This window comes from Vibrio sp. NH-UV-68, from assembly GCF_042940635.1.
Lineage (GTDB): Bacteria > Pseudomonadota > Gammaproteobacteria > Enterobacterales > Vibrionaceae > Vibrio > Vibrio pacinii.
Genome location: NZ_CP134975.1, coordinates 499,034 through 518,026, shown reverse-complemented (window position 1 = coordinate 518,026; position 18,993 = coordinate 499,034). Strand labels below are relative to the sequence as shown.

The 18,993-nt window shown below is 45.5% G+C and carries 16 protein-coding genes; 4 read left to right on the top strand and 12 right to left on the bottom strand.

Annotated elements, in window-relative coordinates:
• Positions 1–58 precede the first annotated feature (58 nt).
• The 5 genes from ViNHUV68_RS02475 to rppH all read right to left on the bottom strand — a co-directional run bounded on the left by ViNHUV68_RS02475 (position 59) and on the right by rppH (position 5,372).
• Positions 59–910: a thymidylate synthase gene (locus tag ViNHUV68_RS02475; RefSeq protein ID WP_391089152.1), complete on the bottom strand. Its 852-nt coding sequence runs from the start codon at positions 908–910 to the stop codon at positions 59–61.
• Between the two features lie 9 nt (positions 911–919).
• Positions 920–1,741 carry a prolipoprotein diacylglyceryl transferase gene (lgt, locus tag ViNHUV68_RS02470; protein WP_038173922.1) on the bottom strand — a complete coding sequence of 274 codons (822 nt, stop codon included), beginning with the start codon at positions 1,739–1,741 and terminating at the stop codon, positions 920–922.
• A 63-nt stretch (positions 1,742–1,804) separates the two neighbouring features.
• Complete coding sequence (locus ViNHUV68_RS02465) at positions 1,805–2,569, bottom strand: sulfite exporter TauE/SafE family protein (protein WP_157631146.1); 765 nt, start codon at positions 2,567–2,569, stop codon at positions 1,805–1,807.
• A 35-nt stretch (positions 2,570–2,604) separates the two neighbouring features.
• Entirely contained in the window at positions 2,605–4,851 is a 2,247-nt protein-coding gene (gene ptsP, locus ViNHUV68_RS02460; protein WP_391089150.1) for a phosphoenolpyruvate--protein phosphotransferase, read from the bottom strand.
• Positions 4,852–4,853: 2 nt separating this feature from the next.
• The gene (rppH, locus tag ViNHUV68_RS02455; RefSeq protein WP_038173918.1) at positions 4,854–5,372 is read right to left on the bottom strand and encodes an RNA pyrophosphohydrolase; all 519 of its coding nucleotides are present in this window, start codon (positions 5,370–5,372) and stop codon (positions 4,854–4,856) included.
• A gap of 619 nt (positions 5,373–5,991) precedes the next feature.
• Between rppH and mutH the strand changes: the two genes are divergently transcribed.
• The gene (mutH, locus tag ViNHUV68_RS02450; protein ID WP_391090247.1) at positions 5,992–6,657 is read left to right on the top strand and encodes a DNA mismatch repair endonuclease MutH; all 666 of its coding nucleotides are present in this window, start codon (positions 5,992–5,994) and stop codon (positions 6,655–6,657) included.
• Here mutH and ViNHUV68_RS02445 read toward each other — a convergent pair.
• Positions 6,654–6,965, bottom strand: coding sequence for a DUF6482 family protein (locus ViNHUV68_RS02445; protein ID WP_391089148.1), 312 nt, complete (start codon positions 6,963–6,965; stop codon positions 6,654–6,656). The genes mutH and ViNHUV68_RS02445 overlap by 4 nt on opposite strands.
• A gap of 129 nt (positions 6,966–7,094) precedes the next feature.
• Here ViNHUV68_RS02445 and ViNHUV68_RS02440 point away from each other — a divergent pair, with 129 nt between their 5' ends.
• Positions 7,095–8,129: an NADP(H)-dependent aldo-keto reductase gene (locus ViNHUV68_RS02440; RefSeq protein ID WP_391089146.1), complete on the top strand. Its 1,035-nt coding sequence runs from the start codon at positions 7,095–7,097 to the stop codon at positions 8,127–8,129.
• Between the two features lie 37 nt (positions 8,130–8,166).
• On the opposite strand, the gene ViNHUV68_RS02435 is transcribed toward ViNHUV68_RS02440, so the two are convergent.
• The 5 genes from ViNHUV68_RS02435 to brnQ all read right to left on the bottom strand — a co-directional run bounded on the left by ViNHUV68_RS02435 (position 8,167) and on the right by brnQ (position 14,741).
• Entirely contained in the window at positions 8,167–8,418 is a 252-nt protein-coding gene (locus tag ViNHUV68_RS02435; RefSeq protein ID WP_391089144.1) for a DUF1127 domain-containing protein, read from the bottom strand.
• Between the two features lie 502 nt (positions 8,419–8,920).
• Positions 8,921–10,255: a cyclic-di-GMP-binding transcriptional regulator VpsR gene (gene vpsR / locus ViNHUV68_RS02430; protein WP_038173912.1), complete on the bottom strand. Its 1,335-nt coding sequence runs from the start codon at positions 10,253–10,255 to the stop codon at positions 8,921–8,923.
• A gap of 328 nt (positions 10,256–10,583) precedes the next feature.
• Positions 10,584–12,116 carry a lysine--tRNA ligase gene (gene lysS / locus ViNHUV68_RS02425; protein WP_038173910.1) on the bottom strand — a complete coding sequence of 511 codons (1,533 nt, stop codon included), beginning with the start codon at positions 12,114–12,116 and terminating at the stop codon, positions 10,584–10,586.
• Between the two features lie 40 nt (positions 12,117–12,156).
• Positions 12,157–13,255 (bottom strand): peptide chain release factor 2 gene (gene prfB, locus ViNHUV68_RS02420; protein ID WP_157631141.1). Its coding sequence is split into 2 segments (ribosomal slippage): positions 12,157–13,179 and positions 13,181–13,255, totalling 1,098 coding nucleotides; the frame shifts between segments, so codons are not numbered across the junction.
• 172 nt (positions 13,256–13,427) lie between these two features.
• A complete protein-coding gene (brnQ, locus tag ViNHUV68_RS02415) occupies positions 13,428–14,741 on the bottom strand; it encodes a branched-chain amino acid transport system II carrier protein (protein ID WP_391089141.1) in 1,314 nt (437 codons plus the stop codon).
• A 317-nt stretch (positions 14,742–15,058) separates the two neighbouring features.
• On the opposite strand from brnQ, the gene ViNHUV68_RS02410 reads away from it, so the two are divergent.
• Positions 15,059–15,766 carry a tRNA1(Val) (adenine(37)-N6)-methyltransferase gene (locus ViNHUV68_RS02410; protein ID WP_038173907.1) on the top strand — a complete coding sequence of 236 codons (708 nt, stop codon included), beginning with the start codon at positions 15,059–15,061 and terminating at the stop codon, positions 15,764–15,766.
• Positions 15,767–15,854: 88 nt separating this feature from the next.
• Positions 15,855–17,093 carry an ATP-dependent RNA helicase SrmB gene (srmB, locus tag ViNHUV68_RS02405; RefSeq protein WP_391089139.1) on the top strand — a complete coding sequence of 413 codons (1,239 nt, stop codon included), beginning with the start codon at positions 15,855–15,857 and terminating at the stop codon, positions 17,091–17,093.
• A gap of 207 nt (positions 17,094–17,300) precedes the next feature.
• On the opposite strand, the gene prfC is transcribed toward srmB, so the two are convergent.
• The gene (gene prfC / locus ViNHUV68_RS02400; protein ID WP_038173904.1) at positions 17,301–18,890 is read right to left on the bottom strand and encodes a peptide chain release factor 3; all 1,590 of its coding nucleotides are present in this window, start codon (positions 18,888–18,890) and stop codon (positions 17,301–17,303) included.
• Positions 18,891–18,993: the final 103 nt, after the last annotated feature.

The window sequence follows — 18,993 nt, the reverse complement described above, 5'->3', positions numbered from 1 at the left end:
CTGCTGGGCATAAAAAAACCGCCTAACGATAGGCGGTTTAGACAATATAACTCAACAGTTACACTGAGAACGGGTACCGAATAGGATCATGATGTTGGTAACCTTCGACCCAAAAGTCATCCAAAGTAACCCAAGTTTCTAAGTCTTCAAGAGACTTTATCTCTGGGTTGATATGGAAGGTTGCCGCTTTAAGAGGTTCGCGTTGCAACTGGACATCACGCATCAACTCAAGCTGATCTTGATAGATGTGTGCATTAACAATCTTATGATAGGCCTGCCCAGGCTTCTTACCTGTAATCTGAGCCATAATCGCAAGGAAAACGTAAACCTGAACCATATTAAAGTTTAAACCAAGCGGGACGTCACACGAGCGCTGAGTACTGTTCAGGTATAACCTATCCCCTAATAGGGAGAAGTGGTGGCTGTACATACAAGGGCGTAAACACCCCATGTGGAACTCACCTGGGTTATAGAAGTTTAAGATCTCACCGCGATCATCGACACCACGGGTTAAGTCATCAACAATTTTACGGAGTTGATCGACATGACCACCATCAGGCTTAGCCCAAGCACGACCTTGTACCCCATAAACTCGGCCCATATCGTCATCACCTTTACGGTAAGGATTATTTAACCATGCTTGGTTGAGGTTTGCGTTAGCGTCCCAGGTTTTGGTACCTAATCGGCGAAAATCATCGGCATTGTCATAACCACGAATATAACCGAGTAACTCGGCAACCGCCGCTTTCCAGAAGCTCTTACGGGTCGTCACTAAAGGAAACTGATTGTTGGCCACATCGTACGTTAGATCGGCATTAATAACCGTTAGGCAGCGCTTGCCAGTACGCTCGTTTTCAATCCACTCACCGTGGTCAACGATACGCTGACAGAGATCTAAATACTGTTTCACACCAATTCCTTACTTCGTTTGTTGTGGGAGTTCATCTTTATAATGACCGCGTTTGTAGGCCCAAATCATCATCAGTATCCCGATAATGACCATTGGCAGTGACAAGATTTGTCCCATTGAGATAAAGCCGCCAAACAAGCCCAAATGCGCGTCAGGTTCGCGAACGTATTCTACTAGGAAACGGAAGGTTCCGTAACCCGCTAAGAACATCCCTGAAACCGAACCAAGTGGACGCGGTTTTTTAATAAACCAGTTAATGATGAAGAATAACACCACCCCTTCAAGCATCATCTCGTACAGCTGCGATGGGTGGCGTGGAAGCGGACCGCCATTTGGGAAAACAAATGCCCATGGCACATCAGTCACACGCCCCCACAACTCACTATTCATAAAGTTACCTAAACGTCCCATGCCTAAACCAAACGGCACAAGTGGCGCAATAAAATCAGCAACCCCAAAGAAAGTGCGGCCATTCTTCTTGGCATACCAAGCCATTGCCGTGATCACACCAAGTAAACCACCATGGAATGACATTCCACCAGTCCACACTTTAAACAGGTACAGCGGATCTTGTAAGAACAGGTCGAAGTTATAAAACATAACGTAACCAACTCGCCCACCAATAACGACACCTAGAAAGCCAGCAAATAGCAGATCGGAAACCTGTTCGCGTGTCCAACCACTACCCGATTTATCCGCACGTCGGTTGGCAAGCCACAAAGCGAAGACAAAACCAACCAGATACATCAAACCGTACCAACGGATGGAAAGAGGACCGATTGATACCAAGATGGGATCAATGTTGGGGAAAGTTAAATAACCTTGAGACATAGGAAGACTACTCTTATCTTATGAAATTTTTTAATTGTTACGATGCGTATAGATCAGAGTGTTTTACAGCAACATAGTTCCTGCAACAAACATTAAAAACACCGCAAATATTTTTTTAAGCGTCTGTGTGGGAAGTGACGTTGCTAATTTCGCGCCAATGCGTGTCGTCAACATCGAAGTAGAGGCGATTGCAACCAACGCAGGCAGGTAAACATAACCAATGCTGTAAAGCGGCAAATCCTCAACCTGATAACCATGGAGAATAAAACCTAACATGCCTGAAATGGCAATCATGCAACCACAAACAGAGGATGACCCGACGGCTTTACGCATCTCGATCCCATGGCGATTTAAGAAGGGCACTGATAGGGAACCACCGCCGATACCTGCGAGACTCGATACTACACCGATGCCAGTACCATAGACCATAGTCACGGCGGTGCCTGGCATCACTTTGGTCGTTTTACCTCGAATGGAAAACAGCATCTGAATGGCAAGCAGCAAAACAATCACGCCAAACACCCTCGGTAAGTACTGTGAGGGTATCCACTCGGCTAGATTGGCACCAAAGAAACCGCCAATGATCACACCAGGCATTAGCCACTTAACTACAAACATATCGACGTTGCCGAGCTTAAAGTGGTTCAATGCCGACGAACCTGACGTGGCAATAATACTCGCCAGTGACGTCGCCAGTGCTATCTGCATACTAACACTAGCATCAATACCGGCCATCGGTAGCAGCAGCAGCAGCGCAGGCACAACAATCAACCCTCCACCAATACCAAGCAAGCCTGCCATGACTCCAACGAACGCACCGAGCAGCATAAATGACAACAGTAATTCTAACGACACATTAACCCTTATTTGTTACCCGCACGAATAAAGCCCGCAAAACCTTTATCTTCGAAAAATGACTGCATCATAGTATATATGCCCTTGCCGTAAGCTTGCATCAGTGCTTTGTCAGCAAGGTGGCGTAGCTCGTCGATTTCGGTATGGCGCAGTAAATATTTCACCTTTGCTACGTTGGAAGTGTTCATACTTAAACTACGATAGCCAAGCCCGACCATAAGCAGTGCCCCGATAGGATCACCGGCCAGCTCTCCACAAATACAAACGGGTAGATTGAGCTGTTGGCAGCTCTGATGAATGTGGCGCAGTGCCATGATCACAGACGGATGCAACGATTCATAGACATCAGCCACTCGGGCATTATTACGGTCAACCGCGAGAAGGTACTGGGTTAAATCATTGGTCCCAATCGAGACAAAATCGACCTTATCGGCAATTAACGGCAACAAGTAGATCATCGAAGGGACTTCAATCATCACGCCAAGCTCTGGCATTTTGACTCGTGAGTCTTGCTCAGAGACCTCATGATAAGCCCTTTCAATCAGTTCGATGGCGTCATCCAATTCTTGCGCTCCCGAGACCATCGGCAACAAGATACTTAAATTTTGATGCTGAGCACTGGCACGTATCATGGCGCGAATTTGCATCAGGAAGATGTCAGGGTGATCAAGGGTGAACCGAATGCCTCGCCAACCTAAGAACGGATTGTCTTCTTCAATGGGCAAATAAGGTAGCGCTTTATCACCACCGACATCCAAGGTACGCATCACCACTCGTTTGTCTGGATAGCTACCCAGGACGGCTTGATATTGCTGTGTTTGTTCTTCTTCAGATGGAAAACGATGTTGAAGTAAAAAAGAGATCTCGGTACGGTACAACCCAACCCCATCAACCCCTAGGTTAATGGCAATGTTGGTATCCGCGCTGAGCCCGGCATTGAGCATCACTTCGATACGTTGGCCATCTTTAGTGAAGGCTGGCTGCTCAATGCGAGAGTTGACCATGTTCGCCAGATCTCGCTCTTCATCAGCTAAGGCGCGGTACTCACGTAACAGTTGACGGCTTGGAGAAACAAAGATTTTACCGCTGTAACCATCAACGATCCCTTGCTTACCATTGACTGCCTTAAGATTGAAATTGGCTCCCATAACCGCAGGAATGCCTAACGCACGAGATAAAATCGCGGCGTGTGAGTTAGCGGCCCCTTCAAGAGAAATCACCGCTAACAGCATGTCTTTGGGGACCGACGCAAGCAGTGAGGCCGTGAGCTCACGCACGACTAAGATCACTGGCTTATCGAGCACCTGACGATCTTGTTCGGTATTGTGGAGGAAAAAAAGTAACCGCTGACCAAGTTCACGGATATCTTGCGCTCGTTCGCGTAAATAGACATCGGACATCCGCGCAAATCGGTTCGAATAAGACTCGACGACTTGTCTGAGTGCCCAATCTGCCCGATCGCCTTTCTGGATTTGTGCTTTGAGATCCTTACGCAACATAGGATCATTAAGTAAGTGAGTAAAGAGATCAAATATCGCTAACGCGTCTTTGTTGATTTCACTATCGAGTTTTTTCCGCATACGACGAAAATCACCCAACGCCTCTTCAATCGCCAGCAGTAACCACTCTTGCTCACGCTCAACATCTAAGGTAGAAGCAGGATAAACATAGGCGAGATCGGGTTGAGTATCGTCCCACCACAACTCGCCAATCGCGACCCCAGATGAGGCAGGAACACCTTTAATCGCTTGCTGTTTTTTTTCTAGTCGCCAGTGACCTTGAGTTTGCGCATGGGCAATAATAACCGCCAATTGCGCGGCAAGAGTGACGAGAAACGACTCTTCCATCTCGTTAAACTGGCGCGGCGTTTTTTGCTGGACGACCAACACACCTAACACTTGCTTGCGATAAATGATGGGGGTGCCTAAAAAGCTCTGATAAAGCTCTTCGCCTAGCACAGAAAAGTACTTAAAGTTTGGGTGTTTTGAGGCCTCGGCCAGATTAAGAGGCTCTGCGCTGCGTTTAACTAAGCCGACTAAGCCTTCGTTAAAGCCGATATGAATTTTGTCGCCTTTAAAGCGCAGCCCCTGAGTTGCCATTAACTCTAGGCGCTGCATCTCTTCATTTGCTAAATAGACAGTACAACATTCAGTGTCCATCGCACTGCATGTTTGTTTTACCAAGATGTCTAATGCCTGATGAACTTCATCGACCTTAGAAACTTGTTCAACTATTTCCCTTAGTTGAGAAAGCATGTCTACCCTCTTCGGTGTTTACGTTTGCCTTTTGTTCTGCGTTCTTTGAATGGCATTGCCATTGAGGCAAACTCTTTCATCGCTCGACGGTACACATCACGCTTGAAAGAAACCACTTGTCTGACAGGATACCAATAACTTACCCAACGCCAACCATCAAATTCAGGGGAATTACCACGCTGCATGTTGATACGAGATTCATCGCAATCCAAGCGCAATAGAAACCATTTCTGTTTTTGGCCAATACAAACCGGTTTTGAATCCCAACGAACAAGGCGCTTTGGTAACTTATATCTTAACCAGTGACGACTTGTCGCGACGATTTTCACGTCTTTTTTGGTCAGGCCAACTTCTTCATATAGTTCCCTATACATAGCCTGTTCTGGGGTTTCCCCCTCATCAATCCCACCTTGGGGAAATTGCCAAGAGTGTTGTCCGTATCGTTTTGCCCAGAAGACCTGACCATGGCTGTTACAGATTACAATACCGACATTTAAGCGGTAACCGTCGCCATCTATCACTGGCCAACCTCTAATAAAATCTTTAATTACAGTGATTTTTCCACATATCCCCAATATGAGCAAACTTACTAGTGTGACTCACACAGAAAATATGACTATACACAGCTATTATGGATAACTTTTAATCAAAACCTTGGTTACTCACATAAGGATGAGACCTAGTCCACATTTATTCACCTTTTCTGTGTATAACCATGTGAAAAATACGCGCGCAACTGATCATTTAAACATCATCGTTCTTTTTTAATTCTAACACCGCACCAAGAAGGTTATTATTTTTATTTTATTTTCATAATGTTATCGTAAAACCCTCATGAACATCAGGCAAAAAATCACCAGAAATAATCCCCACCCACAGATCGGTCAAAGATCCACCACGCTTGTATTTATCCACACCACCACATCAACCCTGAGCTTAAAATCGAAATTTCAACCACTTTTCACTACAAAAACCACTGTTAATTCATACATACTCGGTTTTTTTTCCTTTATAACGTCATTATCTTGTGGATAAGTCGCTGGTTGATGATCTTTTCTCCACTATGATCAATATCTCTTCAGTCGATATTTACTCAAGTTAGGTTACAATAGGCGCCAGCACTATGAGTTATCAATGATCATGAAGACTGAACCCCAATCAGAGCAAGAACTACTAACACGAGCGAACAGTATCGCTGGCATCAGCTTTCAAGAGCTCGCCGATGAAGCTAAAATTGATGTCCCGCCCGATTTACGCCGCGATAAAGGCTGGGTGGGCCAGCTGCTTGAATGGCATTTAGGGGCGAGCGCAGGAAGTAAACCACAGCAAGATTTCGAACAGCTCGGAATAGAACTAAAGACCATTCCTATCAGCTACAGTGGTAAACCCCTTGAAACGACCTTTGTCTGTGTCGCGCCATTAATTGGTGTTCACGGATTAACATGGGAAACCAGTCATGTGCGCAATAAACTGTCTCGAGTGTTATGGGTACCAGTCGAAGGAGAGCGAGAGATCCCTCTTGGAGAGCGATGTGTTGGCTCTCCACTTATTTGGTCTCCCACTCAAGAACAAGAGCAGCAGTTAAAAGCAGATTGGGAAGAGTTAATGGAAATGATCGTGCTTGGGCGTGTTGAACATATCAACGCCCGTCACGGTGAGGTCATGCAATTGAGGCCAAAAGCGGCCAATGGCCGAGTGTTAACTGAAGCTTATGGCGCGAGCGGTAAACCAATAAAGACGCTGCCAAGAGGGTTCTATTTAAGAACCCAATTCACCGCGCAGCTATTAGAGCAAAACTTTGTTTAATGAGTGGTTATTGGCAATTCTAGATCATGGAACATCGGACCATCGCAAGCCCCACACTCATCGTAAGCGTTATGCAGCCTTAGGTATGCCCGCTCGACACCGAGACGCTGTAGTTCTTCTTTGACCCGTTCTAGAGATTCAAAGTGAACGGGTTTATCATCGACTCGAATCGGTTCGAGTTTGTGCTTGTACTCCACCGCAAGCAAGTAGTGTGACAGGTCAGAACAGCTGATAACAAACACCTTTGGTGGTTGATAACTTTCCTTATGTTGACCATGGATCCATTTGTCTAACTGACTTTTTTGCATAGTTCACCTCCACTATTGAGTATTAGCCAACCCTAAGCATTTTGCGAATTTGTTGCACAAGCCTCTTTTCATCTTCTACTTAAATCCCCTATAGTGGGATCACTTGAACTGTTACGACAAGGAAGATCTATGCAATACAACAAGTTACCTCACTCAACATTGGAAGTGAGTAAGATCTGTCTTGGCACCATGACTTTTGGTGAGCAAAACACGCAACAAGAAGCCTTTGACCAGCTTGATTATGCGTTGGAACGTGGGGTCAATTTTATCGACACCGCAGAGATGTACCCAGTTCCACCAAGTGGGAAAAGCCAAGGGCTAACCGAACAATATATCGGCAACTGGTTGGCCAAATCCGGCAAGCGCGAAAAAGTGGTACTGGCAACAAAAATCGCTGGCCCACGTAATGTGCCTTATATTCGCGACAACATGAGTTTAGATCGGCGCAATGTTCATCTCGCCATTGATGACAGTCTCAAACGTCTGCAAACCGACTACGTTGACCTCTATCAATTGCATTGGCCACAACGTCAAACCAACTGCTTCGGTCAACTCAACTACCCATACCCTGATGAACAGCAAGAAGTAACCCTGATTGAAACATTAGAGGCGTTGGCAGAGCTTATCAAGGCGGGAAAAATTTGCTATATCGGTGTATCAAATGAGACACCATGGGGCGTGATGTCTTTACTGCGTTTAGCCGAAAAACATGACCTTCCACGTATCGTTTCTATCCAAAACCCATACAATCTGCTTAACCGCAGCTTTGAAGTTGGGCTATCAGAAATTAGTCACTATGAGGGAGTACAACTGCTCGCCTACTCTCCGCTCGCTTTCGGTTGCTTAAGTGGCAAATATTTAAACGGAGCAAGGCCAAAAGATGCACGCTGCTCGTTGTTTGAACGTTTTGTGCGCTACTTTACTCCGCAAGGGGAGCAAGCTACCAAAGCGTACGTGGATTTAGCGAAAGCTCATGGTCTTGACCCGGCACAAATGGCTCTTGCCTTTGTCAACCAGAGACCATTTGTCGCCGCCAACATCATTGGGGCGACAAATCTGGATCAGCTTAAAGCCAATATTGATAGTTTAGATGTCGTATTGTCAGATGAGTTGCTTCAAGGTATTCAAGAGATTGGTACGACGTATTCCAACCCTTGTCCTTAGATGATACGGGGCAGGTGAAGCAACCTGCCCCTTGAGATTACGTCGGTATTCGCGCACTCAGCACTCGACGAAGATGACGAACACGACGCTTGGCTTTAACGATGTCAGGTTCAGACGTGCCGATTGGACGACCATCTTGTTCAAGGCCAATATCTTTTAGTAGATAAGCATTGTTCCAAGGGAGCTGGTAAGCATCACGTCTTATTTTGCGTTTCCATTGACGATCTTCACGACGTAAATCAGCCTTAATCAATAGTGTGGCAAGTTTTAGATATACAGAATGACTCATGGTTTTTCTCCAGTTGGATTGAGACTGGGAAAAGACAACGATTACGAGCTTATCAAAACACTTTTAATTCGCTGCTTTTCCGCAGCCAATTAAAAATAAAAGGATACGGGCTAATTACATGATTTATTTAACTTACGATCAGACATGGCAGACGCGAATTTATTCGCAGCCAGCGCAATGATGAATAGATCGTGAGAAGCGCAAACTGTAGTTTGAACGGTGAAGTGGTTCATGGTGCGCCTCCTAAGCTAAAATGTAATTAATCCGAAGTTGAATGGGTATGAGCCTTTAGCTCATGGTTAAATTCTAACCTCAGCGATGATTTATTCAACTGCTTTATCATCAATATAACCAAAACGACGAGATCAACTAAAATCTCGCCAGGTAACTTAAACAAAATAAGATATTCACCTTGGTTATATGTGGATATTGGTGAATTATTTTTAGATATAAAAAAGCCACAAATAGCAATTTGTGGCTTTTTTAACTACAAAACAATCAATTACACAGCAATGTCTGTGATCAGATTGTGCTTGTTTAATAATCGATACATGGTGGCACGCGAAACACCTAACTCTTTGGCTGCCATCGAAACCTGCCCAGAGTGGGACTCCAAAACCAACAACAATGCATCACGCTCACTACGTTCACGAATGCTTTTAAGACTACGTCGATTTTCACTGCGTTTTGGCAAGTCTAAATCACACTCGTCGAGCATTACCGTTTCTGACATCAACACTACTCGTTTGATCTGATTCATCAGTTCACGGACATTGCCTGGCCAATGATAACGAGCCAGCGCACGACTGGCTTCTTCGGTAAAACTGCGAGCCTGAGCATTGTACTCTTTGGAATACTCTTGCAAGAAATGGCGTGCGAGTATCGTTACATCACCTGATCGTTCTTTTAGACTCGGTACACTGATGCGTAAAACATTAATGTAGTGGTATAACTCTTCATTAAAGTCACCATCTATCAATGCCTTTTCAATATCGGCTGAGTTTGCCGCCAATACACGTACATCCACTTCTTTTCGCCCCGAGGGCGTGTCAACCATCCCCTCTTGCAAGAAGCGCAATAGATTGTATTGCTGCGAGCTCGGTAGTGTCAAAATGTCATTAAGCAAAATCGTTCCGCCATCGGCTTTCTCGAGAATCGATGGCTCGCTGTGATCTTCACGATTAATACCAAATAGATCACTTTCAATCCGGCGCTCTGACATTGCACGGCAGTTCACCGAAATAAACTCTTTATTTGCTCTTGCCGATGTACGATGCACCGCCCGTGCCACCGTCTCTTTACCTGTGCCGCTCTCGCCATAAATAAGAATGCTGACATCAGTTGGTCCAATGCGTTTCACTTGATCGCGTAGACGTTTGACTGGCATAGAGTCACCGATAAGCCCCATATCACTCTGATTGCCATAATGTGGCCACACTTTCTTTTCTAGTTTGAGCATACCAAGCTGGTGACCAATGGTGCTGAGCAGTTGTGCATCAGGAATTGGCGCTGTAAAGAAATCGATACAGAAGTTAACGATAAACTGACAGATGGTATCAGAACTCAGTTGAGACTCACGAATAAAAGCTAACCAGCGCACTTGCTTGTGCTTACTCACCAAGTTAGCAATGCCATTTAAACTGAATTCATCATGGCTGAGATCGACAATGCCGATGCAGGGCCCCGTTTCAGTGAAGAGAGCATCCGCTTTACGTAAATCACCGCATTGAGTACATCGCCACCCAACCTGTTCTAGTACAGAAAGCCATGGTTCGTAGGTCCCCCCTACCACGACCAAAGAACCGGGAACGGAGTCCATTCGGAATTGACTACGCATGACGCTTGTTCCTTATTATTTATAATGTCAATGCCATACCTACTTAGGCATAGTCTCTGTGATGTTGTTACATTATAGAGACTGGACTCAAGAGTCTGTCTCAATAATAAGACTAGTGACGAAATTGCCTTTTTTCCATACATAGAGAAAAACACGACAACATTTTTTGCGGCTAATATCGCACTTTAAAACACATACCAAACAGAGTTCGATAAAGGTTGTTGGATAGGATTTCACAAATCGGTCAGATTGCCGCTCTATCGCTTAATAGCAGAAACGAAAAAAGCCATCCGAAGATGGCTTTTATTATAGTGCTTTCACTTAAGACTTAAGCTTGTGGACGCATCGCTGGGAATAGGATCACGTCACGAATAGTATGCGTATTAGTAAACAACATCGCGAGGCGGTCAATACCAATGCCCTGACCAGCTGTTGGTGGCAAACCATGCTCAAGAGCGGTGATGTAGTCGGCATCGTAGTACATTGCTTCGTCGTCACCAGCATCTTTTGCGTCAACTTGCGCTTTAAAGCGCGCGTCTTGATCTTCGGCATCATTAAGCTCAGAGAAGCCATTCGCCACTTCACGACCACCGATAAAGAACTCAAAACGGTCGGTAAAGAATGGATTATCATCGCTACGACGTGCCAGCGGCGAAATGTCCGCTGGGTAGCCAGTAATGAAGGTTGGCTGCATAAGCTGAGGCTCAGCGGTTTCACCAAAGATCTCTTCGAGCAATTGGCCGCATGTCCAGAATGGTTCTACGTCAACATGGACTGATTTCGCAATCGCAACCATCTTCTCACGGTCTTGTAAGTCCGCTTCCGTTAACGCTTGGATTTCTGCATGATCAGGGTTGTAGTGTTTGATCGCTTCAAACATGCTCATACGCGCGTAAGTACCGCCAAACTCAACCGTCTCTTCGCCGTAAGGCATCGACGTTGAACCAAGCACTTCCATCGCCACTGTGCTTAGCATTTCTTCAGTTAGATCCATCAGATCTTTGTAGTCAGCGTAAGCTTGGTAGAATTCCATCATAGTGAATTCAGGATTGTGACGCGGAGAAAGCCCCTCGTTACGGAAGTTACGGTTGATTTCGAATACACGATCAAAACCACCAACCACCAAACGCTTGAGGTAAAGTTCAGGCGCAACACGCAAGAACATATCGATATCGAGCGCGTTGTGATGAGTGACAAATGGACGCGCTGTTGCACCACCAGGAATCACGTGCATCATTGGCGTTTCAACTTCTAGATAACCTTTTGAGCTCATAAAGTTACGAATCGCTGAAACCAACTTAGAACGAATGATAAACGCGTGACGTGAGTCTTCGTTGACAATCAGATCAACGTAACGCTGGCGATAACGCATCTCTTGGTCAGTCAGGCCATGGAACTTCTCTGGCAGAGGTCGCAGCGCTTTGGTCAGCAGCTCATACTCTTCCATGTTAACGTAAAGATCGCCTTTACCTGATTTATGTAGCGCACCTTTAACACCGATGATGTCACCGATATCAAGACCTTGATACTGCTCTTTGAGCGCTTTCTGAACATCTTTTGCTGCATAGGCTTGAATTCGGCCAGATGTCTCTTGAATAACGAGGAATGGACCACGCTTTGCCATGATACGACCAGCAATCGCCACCACGTGGTTAAGCGCTTCTAGCTCTTCCTTACTCTTGTCACCGAACTCTTTTTGCAGGTCGCCCGCCAATGCGTCACGACGGAAGTCGTTTGGGTGGCCGTTGGCTTTACAGCCCTTGCGAATCTCGTCCAGTTTCGCGCGGCGTTCAGCAATCAGCTTATTCTCTTCAGGTGATTGGGCTTCTTGTTCGGTGTCGTTTTGAACAGCATCAGTCATTTTCGATGTATCCTGTTTCGCTTGAGTGTCGGTGAAAAGCTTAAAGACCTGATTTCAGGCTAGCTTCGATAAATTTGTCTAAGTCGCCGTCAAGAACCGCTTGAGTATTACGGTTTTCAACGCCGGTACGTAAGTCTTTGATACGTGAGTCATCCAGAACGTAAGAACGGATCTGGCTTCCCCAGCCTATATCAGACTTCGCATCTTCATTGGCTTGCTTCTCGGCATTCTGTTTTTGAATCTCAAGTTCAAACAGTTTCGCACGAAGCTGTTTCATTGCCTGATCTTTGTTTTTATGCTGAGAGCGATCGTTCTGACATTGCACCACGGTATTGGTCGGTACGTGAGTAATACGCACAGCAGACTCAGTCGTGTTGACGTGCTGACCACCAGCGCCCGAAGCACGGTATACGTCAATACGTAAATCAGACGGATTAATGTCGATGTTGATGTTGTCATCAATCTCTGGATAAATAAACGCAGAAGCAAACGAAGTATGACGACGACCACTTGAATCAAACGGAGACTTACGAACCAAACGATGTACGCCAGTTTCAGTACGTAGCCAGCCGTAAGCATACTCACCAGAGACCTTCACCGTGGCACCTTTTAGGCCCGCGACTTCGCCTTCAGAAACTTCAATCACTTCAGTTTTGAAGCCTTTCGCTTCAGCCCAGCGTAAATACATCCGCAATAGCATTGAAGTCCAGTCTTGCGCTTCTGTACCACCAGAACCTGACTGTAGATCGATATAACAATCCGATGAGTCATGGTCACCAGAGAACATACGGCGAAATTCCAGCTTTTCGAGCTTAGCTTCAAGTTCAGCAAGCTCAGGTTCAACTTCATCAAACGTTTCTTGATCTTCTTCTTCAACAGCAAGTTCGAGTAGACCTTCAACGTCTTCAACACCTTGCTCAAGCTGATCAATGGTTTCAACAACCGCTTCAAGTGAAGAACGTTCTTTACCTAACGCTTGCGCGCGCTCAGGTTCGTTCCATACATCGGGTTGCTCTAGTTCTGCGTTGACTTCTTCTAAACGCTCTTTCTTGGCGTCATAGTCAAAGATACCCCCTCAGGACATTAGTGCGCTCAGACACGTCCTTCAGGCGGTTTTTAATAGGATTGATTTCAAACATGTTTGCTCAACATTTATGAGTAGAATTTAACCGGAGAATTGTACTGAAAAGTGTGATGAAGATACAGGAATTTTTTAAACGTCAATGAAAATCCATAGCGACAAAAAATCCCCTGCCACGCCTGACGTGAGAGGGGATTTTTCAGTATTGCTACAAGACGCTACAAGACGAATTATGCGTTGTCCTGAGCCAGTTCTGGTTGCTCCACTTTACCAACGAAGAACATCGCAACAATGGCAACCGTCGTTGGCAGTAACCAACCCATACCGATATCAAATAGTGGCAACATCGAAAGTGCCGACACGTCAACACCCGCAACCTTGGCAGCATCAATCAGTGCGAACAATAAAGAGACCAGAATAACCACACGATAAGCCGCTTGTGGATTTGGCATTTTTGGACGTAAGAACGTCAAAGCAACCAAGGCAATTGCCACAGGATAAAGCGCAAATAACACGGGCACAGAGAGCGAGATCAATTGAGAAAGGCCAACGTTCGCAACCACCGCGCACGCAACACCGTTAATGACCACCCAACTCTTATACGAGATTGGCGTCAGTGAACTGAAGTAATCAGAACATGCTGAGATCAGGCCAATCGCCGTTGTTAAACAGGCCAATAGCACAATGATTGACAATACGATTTGACCGTATGGACCAAACAGTGATTGCACGTAAAGGCTCAGCACCACACCACCGTTGTCCGCACCTGCAGCAACAGCAGCGCTCGTCGCACCTAAGTAGAACAGTGAAATATACACAAACGCAAGGCCAGTCGCTGCAATACACGCAGCGCTAATCAAGTATTTTGAGGTCGCTTTTTGATCAGTAATGCCTTTTTGACGCAGCGCATCAACAATCAATACACCAAACATTAGTGAACCAAAGGTATCCATGGTGTTGTAACCTTCAAGGAAACCTTTTTGCAATGGATGCGTTAGATATTCACCTTGTGCAGCAATCATTTCACCTTGTGGATCAACAAACACCGCAACCGCTAAAACGATCAAGCCAAGAAACAGCACAGGCGTTAACACTTTACCAATCACATCAATTAATTTGCCTTGTGACCAAGCAAAAAACATCGCGACAGCAAAAAAGAGCATCGAAAAAATCGTTAAGTGAGACTGCGCAGCATCAATGAAGAAAGGTTTAACCGCCATTTCATAAGCGACCAAGCCAGTACGTGGCGCAGCAAACGCTGGACCAATGATAATGAAGATCAACACAGCCATGATGGTTGCACCGCGTTTTGGTAGATCTTTGGTCAAATGCTCCCATGAACCACCCGCAACGGCAATGGCAATAATAGTGACAAGTGGTAGGCCTACCGCTGTCACTAAAAAGCCGCTCATCGCAGCGAGTAAATTATCCCCTGCGAGTTGTCCTGCAAGTGGTGGAAATATAATATTACCTGCACCTAAAAAGAACGCGAAAAGCATAAAGCCTACCGCAATAATATCTGTTAGTTTTAAAGTCTGATTCACTGTCGACCCTTTTATTTATAATTTAATTGATGTTGTGTTGCATGAGTGTTGAGACATAGCGCACACTCTTAAAAAATAGGCGCGCATGATGACGAAATCCTCACCAAGTCGCAACCCAAAGGCGAAAAACGCCATATAAATTTATAAATAAGTCAAAAAAGCAGTGTATTTATCTAGCTTTTCAAAAATAACCAGACCAATAAACTAATCAAATTTGATTACAAACAGCCAACAGGCAGTACAAATCACCACACAAACAATTAACAACAGATCAAATAACTCAATATCCCATTATTAGCCGACGAACGTATGTAGAAATGAAAAAAACCAAAAGCTTTGAGTTCAAACAATTTAGAATCGATGGCGGATATTCTGGCATGCCGGTGAGCACTGATGGCGTCTTGCTTGGTTCTTGGGTCAACCTTACTCAGGAGGGCAATCTACTCGATATCGGCACTGGCACTGGCTTACTGAGCTTAATGTGTGCCCAGCGCTATCCACAATGGTCAATTGAAGCGATTGATATCGATCCGCACGCCCTTGACGCCGCTCAGATTAACTTTTCTCAGTCAGCATGGGCTAAACGTTTAAAGCTACATCAAGGTGATGTCCTCAATTTTCCATGCGATAAACTTTTTAGTGCGATTATTTGTAACCCACCTTATTTTAACAACGGCGCAAAGGCGCAAGACCACTCGCGTGCAACCGCAAGACATACTGTTACGCTTGACCATCAAGCGCTACTGGATAAATGCTGGCAGTTACTCGCCGCCGATGGCAGTGCTCACTTTATTCTGCCGATCACGGAAGGAGAGCAATTTATTCAAGCGGCATTAACGTGTGGTTGGCAGCTAAAACGTCGCTGCGACGTGCAACCAAATCAACATAAACCTGTTCATCGCTTACTGATAGAATTAAGTAAGCAAGCAAGTACACCCGAGTATCAATCATTGCTCATTTCCGATAATGACGGGTACAGCGCAGACTTTATTCAATTGACCAAAGCGTTTTATCTTAATATGTAGAAAATAAGGTGTGATCCTTGTCACCGATCACTCTATAATACGCCCCTTGTTTTATTGCTCATCCCAACAGGCTTGTGGAGACATCATAGTGATCAAAAATTTTGCCGAATTAGAGTTAGACCCTAACCTACTTCTCGCGATAGAAGAAATGGGTTATGACCGCCCAACACAAATTCAGGCGGAAGCGATTCCACAAGCGCTAGATGGTCGAGATATCTTAGCTTCAGCGCCAACAGGAACCGGTAAAACAGCGGCATTTATTCTGCCTGCTCTGCAGTTTTTACAAGATTTCCCGCGCCGTAAGCCTGGGCCTGCTCGTGTACTGGTTCTGACACCTACTCGTGAATTGGCGATGCAAGTTGCCGATCAAGCACGTGAGTTGGCAAAACATACGACCCTCAACATCTTTACCATCACCGGCGGCGTTCAGTATCAAGAACATGCCAACATTCTTGCGACTACGCAGGATATTGTCGTGGCAACGCCAGGGCGCTTGATGGAATATATCAATTCAGAGCGCTTTGATTGTCGAGCAATTGAGTGGCTGATCCTTGATGAAGCCGATCGCATGCTTGACATGGGCTTTGGTCCAATCGTCGATAAACTATCGCACGAATGTCGCTGGCGTAAACAGACTCTGCTATTTTCTGCCACCTTAGAGGGCAAAGGTGTAGAGGGCTTTACTGCAGACCTACTCAAGAACCCGGCTGAACTTGATGCAGAACCATCACGCCGTGAACGCAAAAAAATTGCACAGTGGTACCACCGTGCCGATGATATGACACACAAACTTGAGCTGTTAAAAAAGATTCTGACAGATCAAGCAGAGCGCTCAATTGTGTTTTTGAAAACGCGAGAGCGTTTGGCTGAACTGCGTATCGAATTGGAAAAAGCGAATATAGCTTGTGCGTGGATCCAAGGTGAAATGCCACAAGATCGACGTAATAACGCTATCAGCCGCTTCCGTGACGGCAGTGTCAATGTGTTACTCGCCACAGATGTTGCGGCGCGTGGTATCGACCTCCCTGACGTGAGCCATGTGATTAACTATGATATGCCGCGCAGTGCCGATGTCTACTTGCACCGTATCGGTCGTACCGCTCGCGCAGGTAAAAAAGGCTGTGCAGTCTCACTTGTCGAAGCGCACGATCAACCAATGATTGACCGCGTGATACGTTACACTAAAGAAGAGATCAAAGAGCGCTTTATTAAAGAGATGCGTCCTAAACACAAGAAGCCAGTGTTTAAGAAGAAGAACAAGAAAAAAGAAGACAGCAAAAAGACGCCCGCTAAAAGTAAAAAGAAAAGCGCGAAAAAGAAAAAATAGCGAGAAAGTTTCTAGGGTTGGTACATTGTTCCAACCCTTTTTTTTAATCATCATTAGAGTACAACGAGAGCCACAACTGCCCACAACTTTTGGCTCATTTATCAACATGACCGCTGATTGAGCGAAGCCCGTTCTCATCTCCAAACAAAAAAATACCGCCTTAACAAAGACGGTATTTACATTATTTATCTTCAAAGCTGAAGAAGATTAGTGTTCGCGAGTCGCACGGAACTCCACTTCTGGAAAACGCTCTTTGGCTAAGTTCAAGTTGACCATGGTTGGCGCAATGTAGGTGAGATTATCACCACCATCAAGGGCAAGGTTAGCTTGGTTCTTGCGTTGGAACTCATCAAACTTCTTACCATCTTCACAATCAACCCAACGTGCTGTAGCAACGTTAACCCCTTCGTAGATCGCTTCTACGTTGTATTCCGCTTTCAAACGAGCCACAACCACATCAAACTGAAGTACACCTACCGCGCCCACAATCAGATCGTTGTTTTGCAGAGGACGAAATACCTGCACGGCGCCCTCTTCTGACAACTGCACCAACCCTTTAAGCAGCTGCTTCTGCTTCAGTGGATCTTTTAAACGAATGCGACGGAACAGCTCTGGCGCAAAATTGGGGATACCGGCAAACTTAAGCTCTTCACCTTGAGTAAAGGTATCGCCAATTTGAATGGTTCCATGGTTGTGCAGACCAATAATATCGCCCGCGTAAGCTTTTTCAGCGCGAGAACGATCACCTGCCATAAAGGTCACCGCATCAGAGATACTGACGGTTTTGCCGAGACGAACATGGTTCATCTTCATACCTTGAGTGTATGTACCTGATACGATTCGCATAAAGGCAATACGGTCACGGTGTTTTGGATCCATGTTGGCTTGAATCTTGAAGACAAAGCCAGAGAACTTCTCTTCTGTTGCTTCGACCGGACGCTCATTCGCTTGACGAGTTTGAGGCGCTGGTGCCCACTTGGTCAGGCCATCAAGCATATGGTCAACACCAAAGTTACCTAATGCCGTACCAAAATAAACTGGCGTTAATTCACCGGCTAAGAACAGCTCTAAATCAAACTCAGGGCATGCCCCCATCACCAGTTCTAACTCTTCACGGACACTTTCGGCCAAATCAGCACCAACAGCGACATCAAGTTCAGGGTTGTCTAACCCTTTAATAATGCGAACGTCTTGGATTTCGTGACCATGACCAGACTCATACAAGATAGTCTCATCGCGGTGGATATGGTAAACCCCTTTAAATTCTTTACCACAACCAATCGGCCATGAAATTGGCGCACAAGCCATGCCGAGCTCGCTTTCAACTTCATCCAGCACTTCCATCGGATCACGTACATCTCGATCCAATTTGTTCATAAAGGTGACGATAGGCGTATCACGAAGTCGAGTAACTTCCATTAATTTACGAGTACGATCTTCGACACCTTTTGCCGCATCAATCACCATCAGACATGAGTCTACTGCTGTAAGAGTACGATAAGTATCTTCAGAGAAATCCTCGTGTCCCGGAGTATCAAGTAAGTTGACCAAACACTCGTTATAAGGGAACTGCATTACCGAGGTTGTTACCGAAATGCCACGCTCTTTTTCCATCTCCATCCAGTCAGATTTAGCGTGCTGCGCTGAACCACGACCTTTTACGGTACCGGCCGTTTGGATCGCGCGTCCGAACAATAGTACTTTTTCAGTAATAGTGGTTTTACCCGCATCCGGGTGCGAGATAATAGCGAAAGTCCTACGTTTAGAGACTTGGTCAAGAAAAGGAGTATTGGACATCAAAAGGTCTTCTTCTGTCTTTGGGCTAGAGGAGACGAGCGCTTGATTCTAGCTCTAGCGGTTCGATTCGAATTTGCGCGGTATTCTCGCTTATATTGGCTTA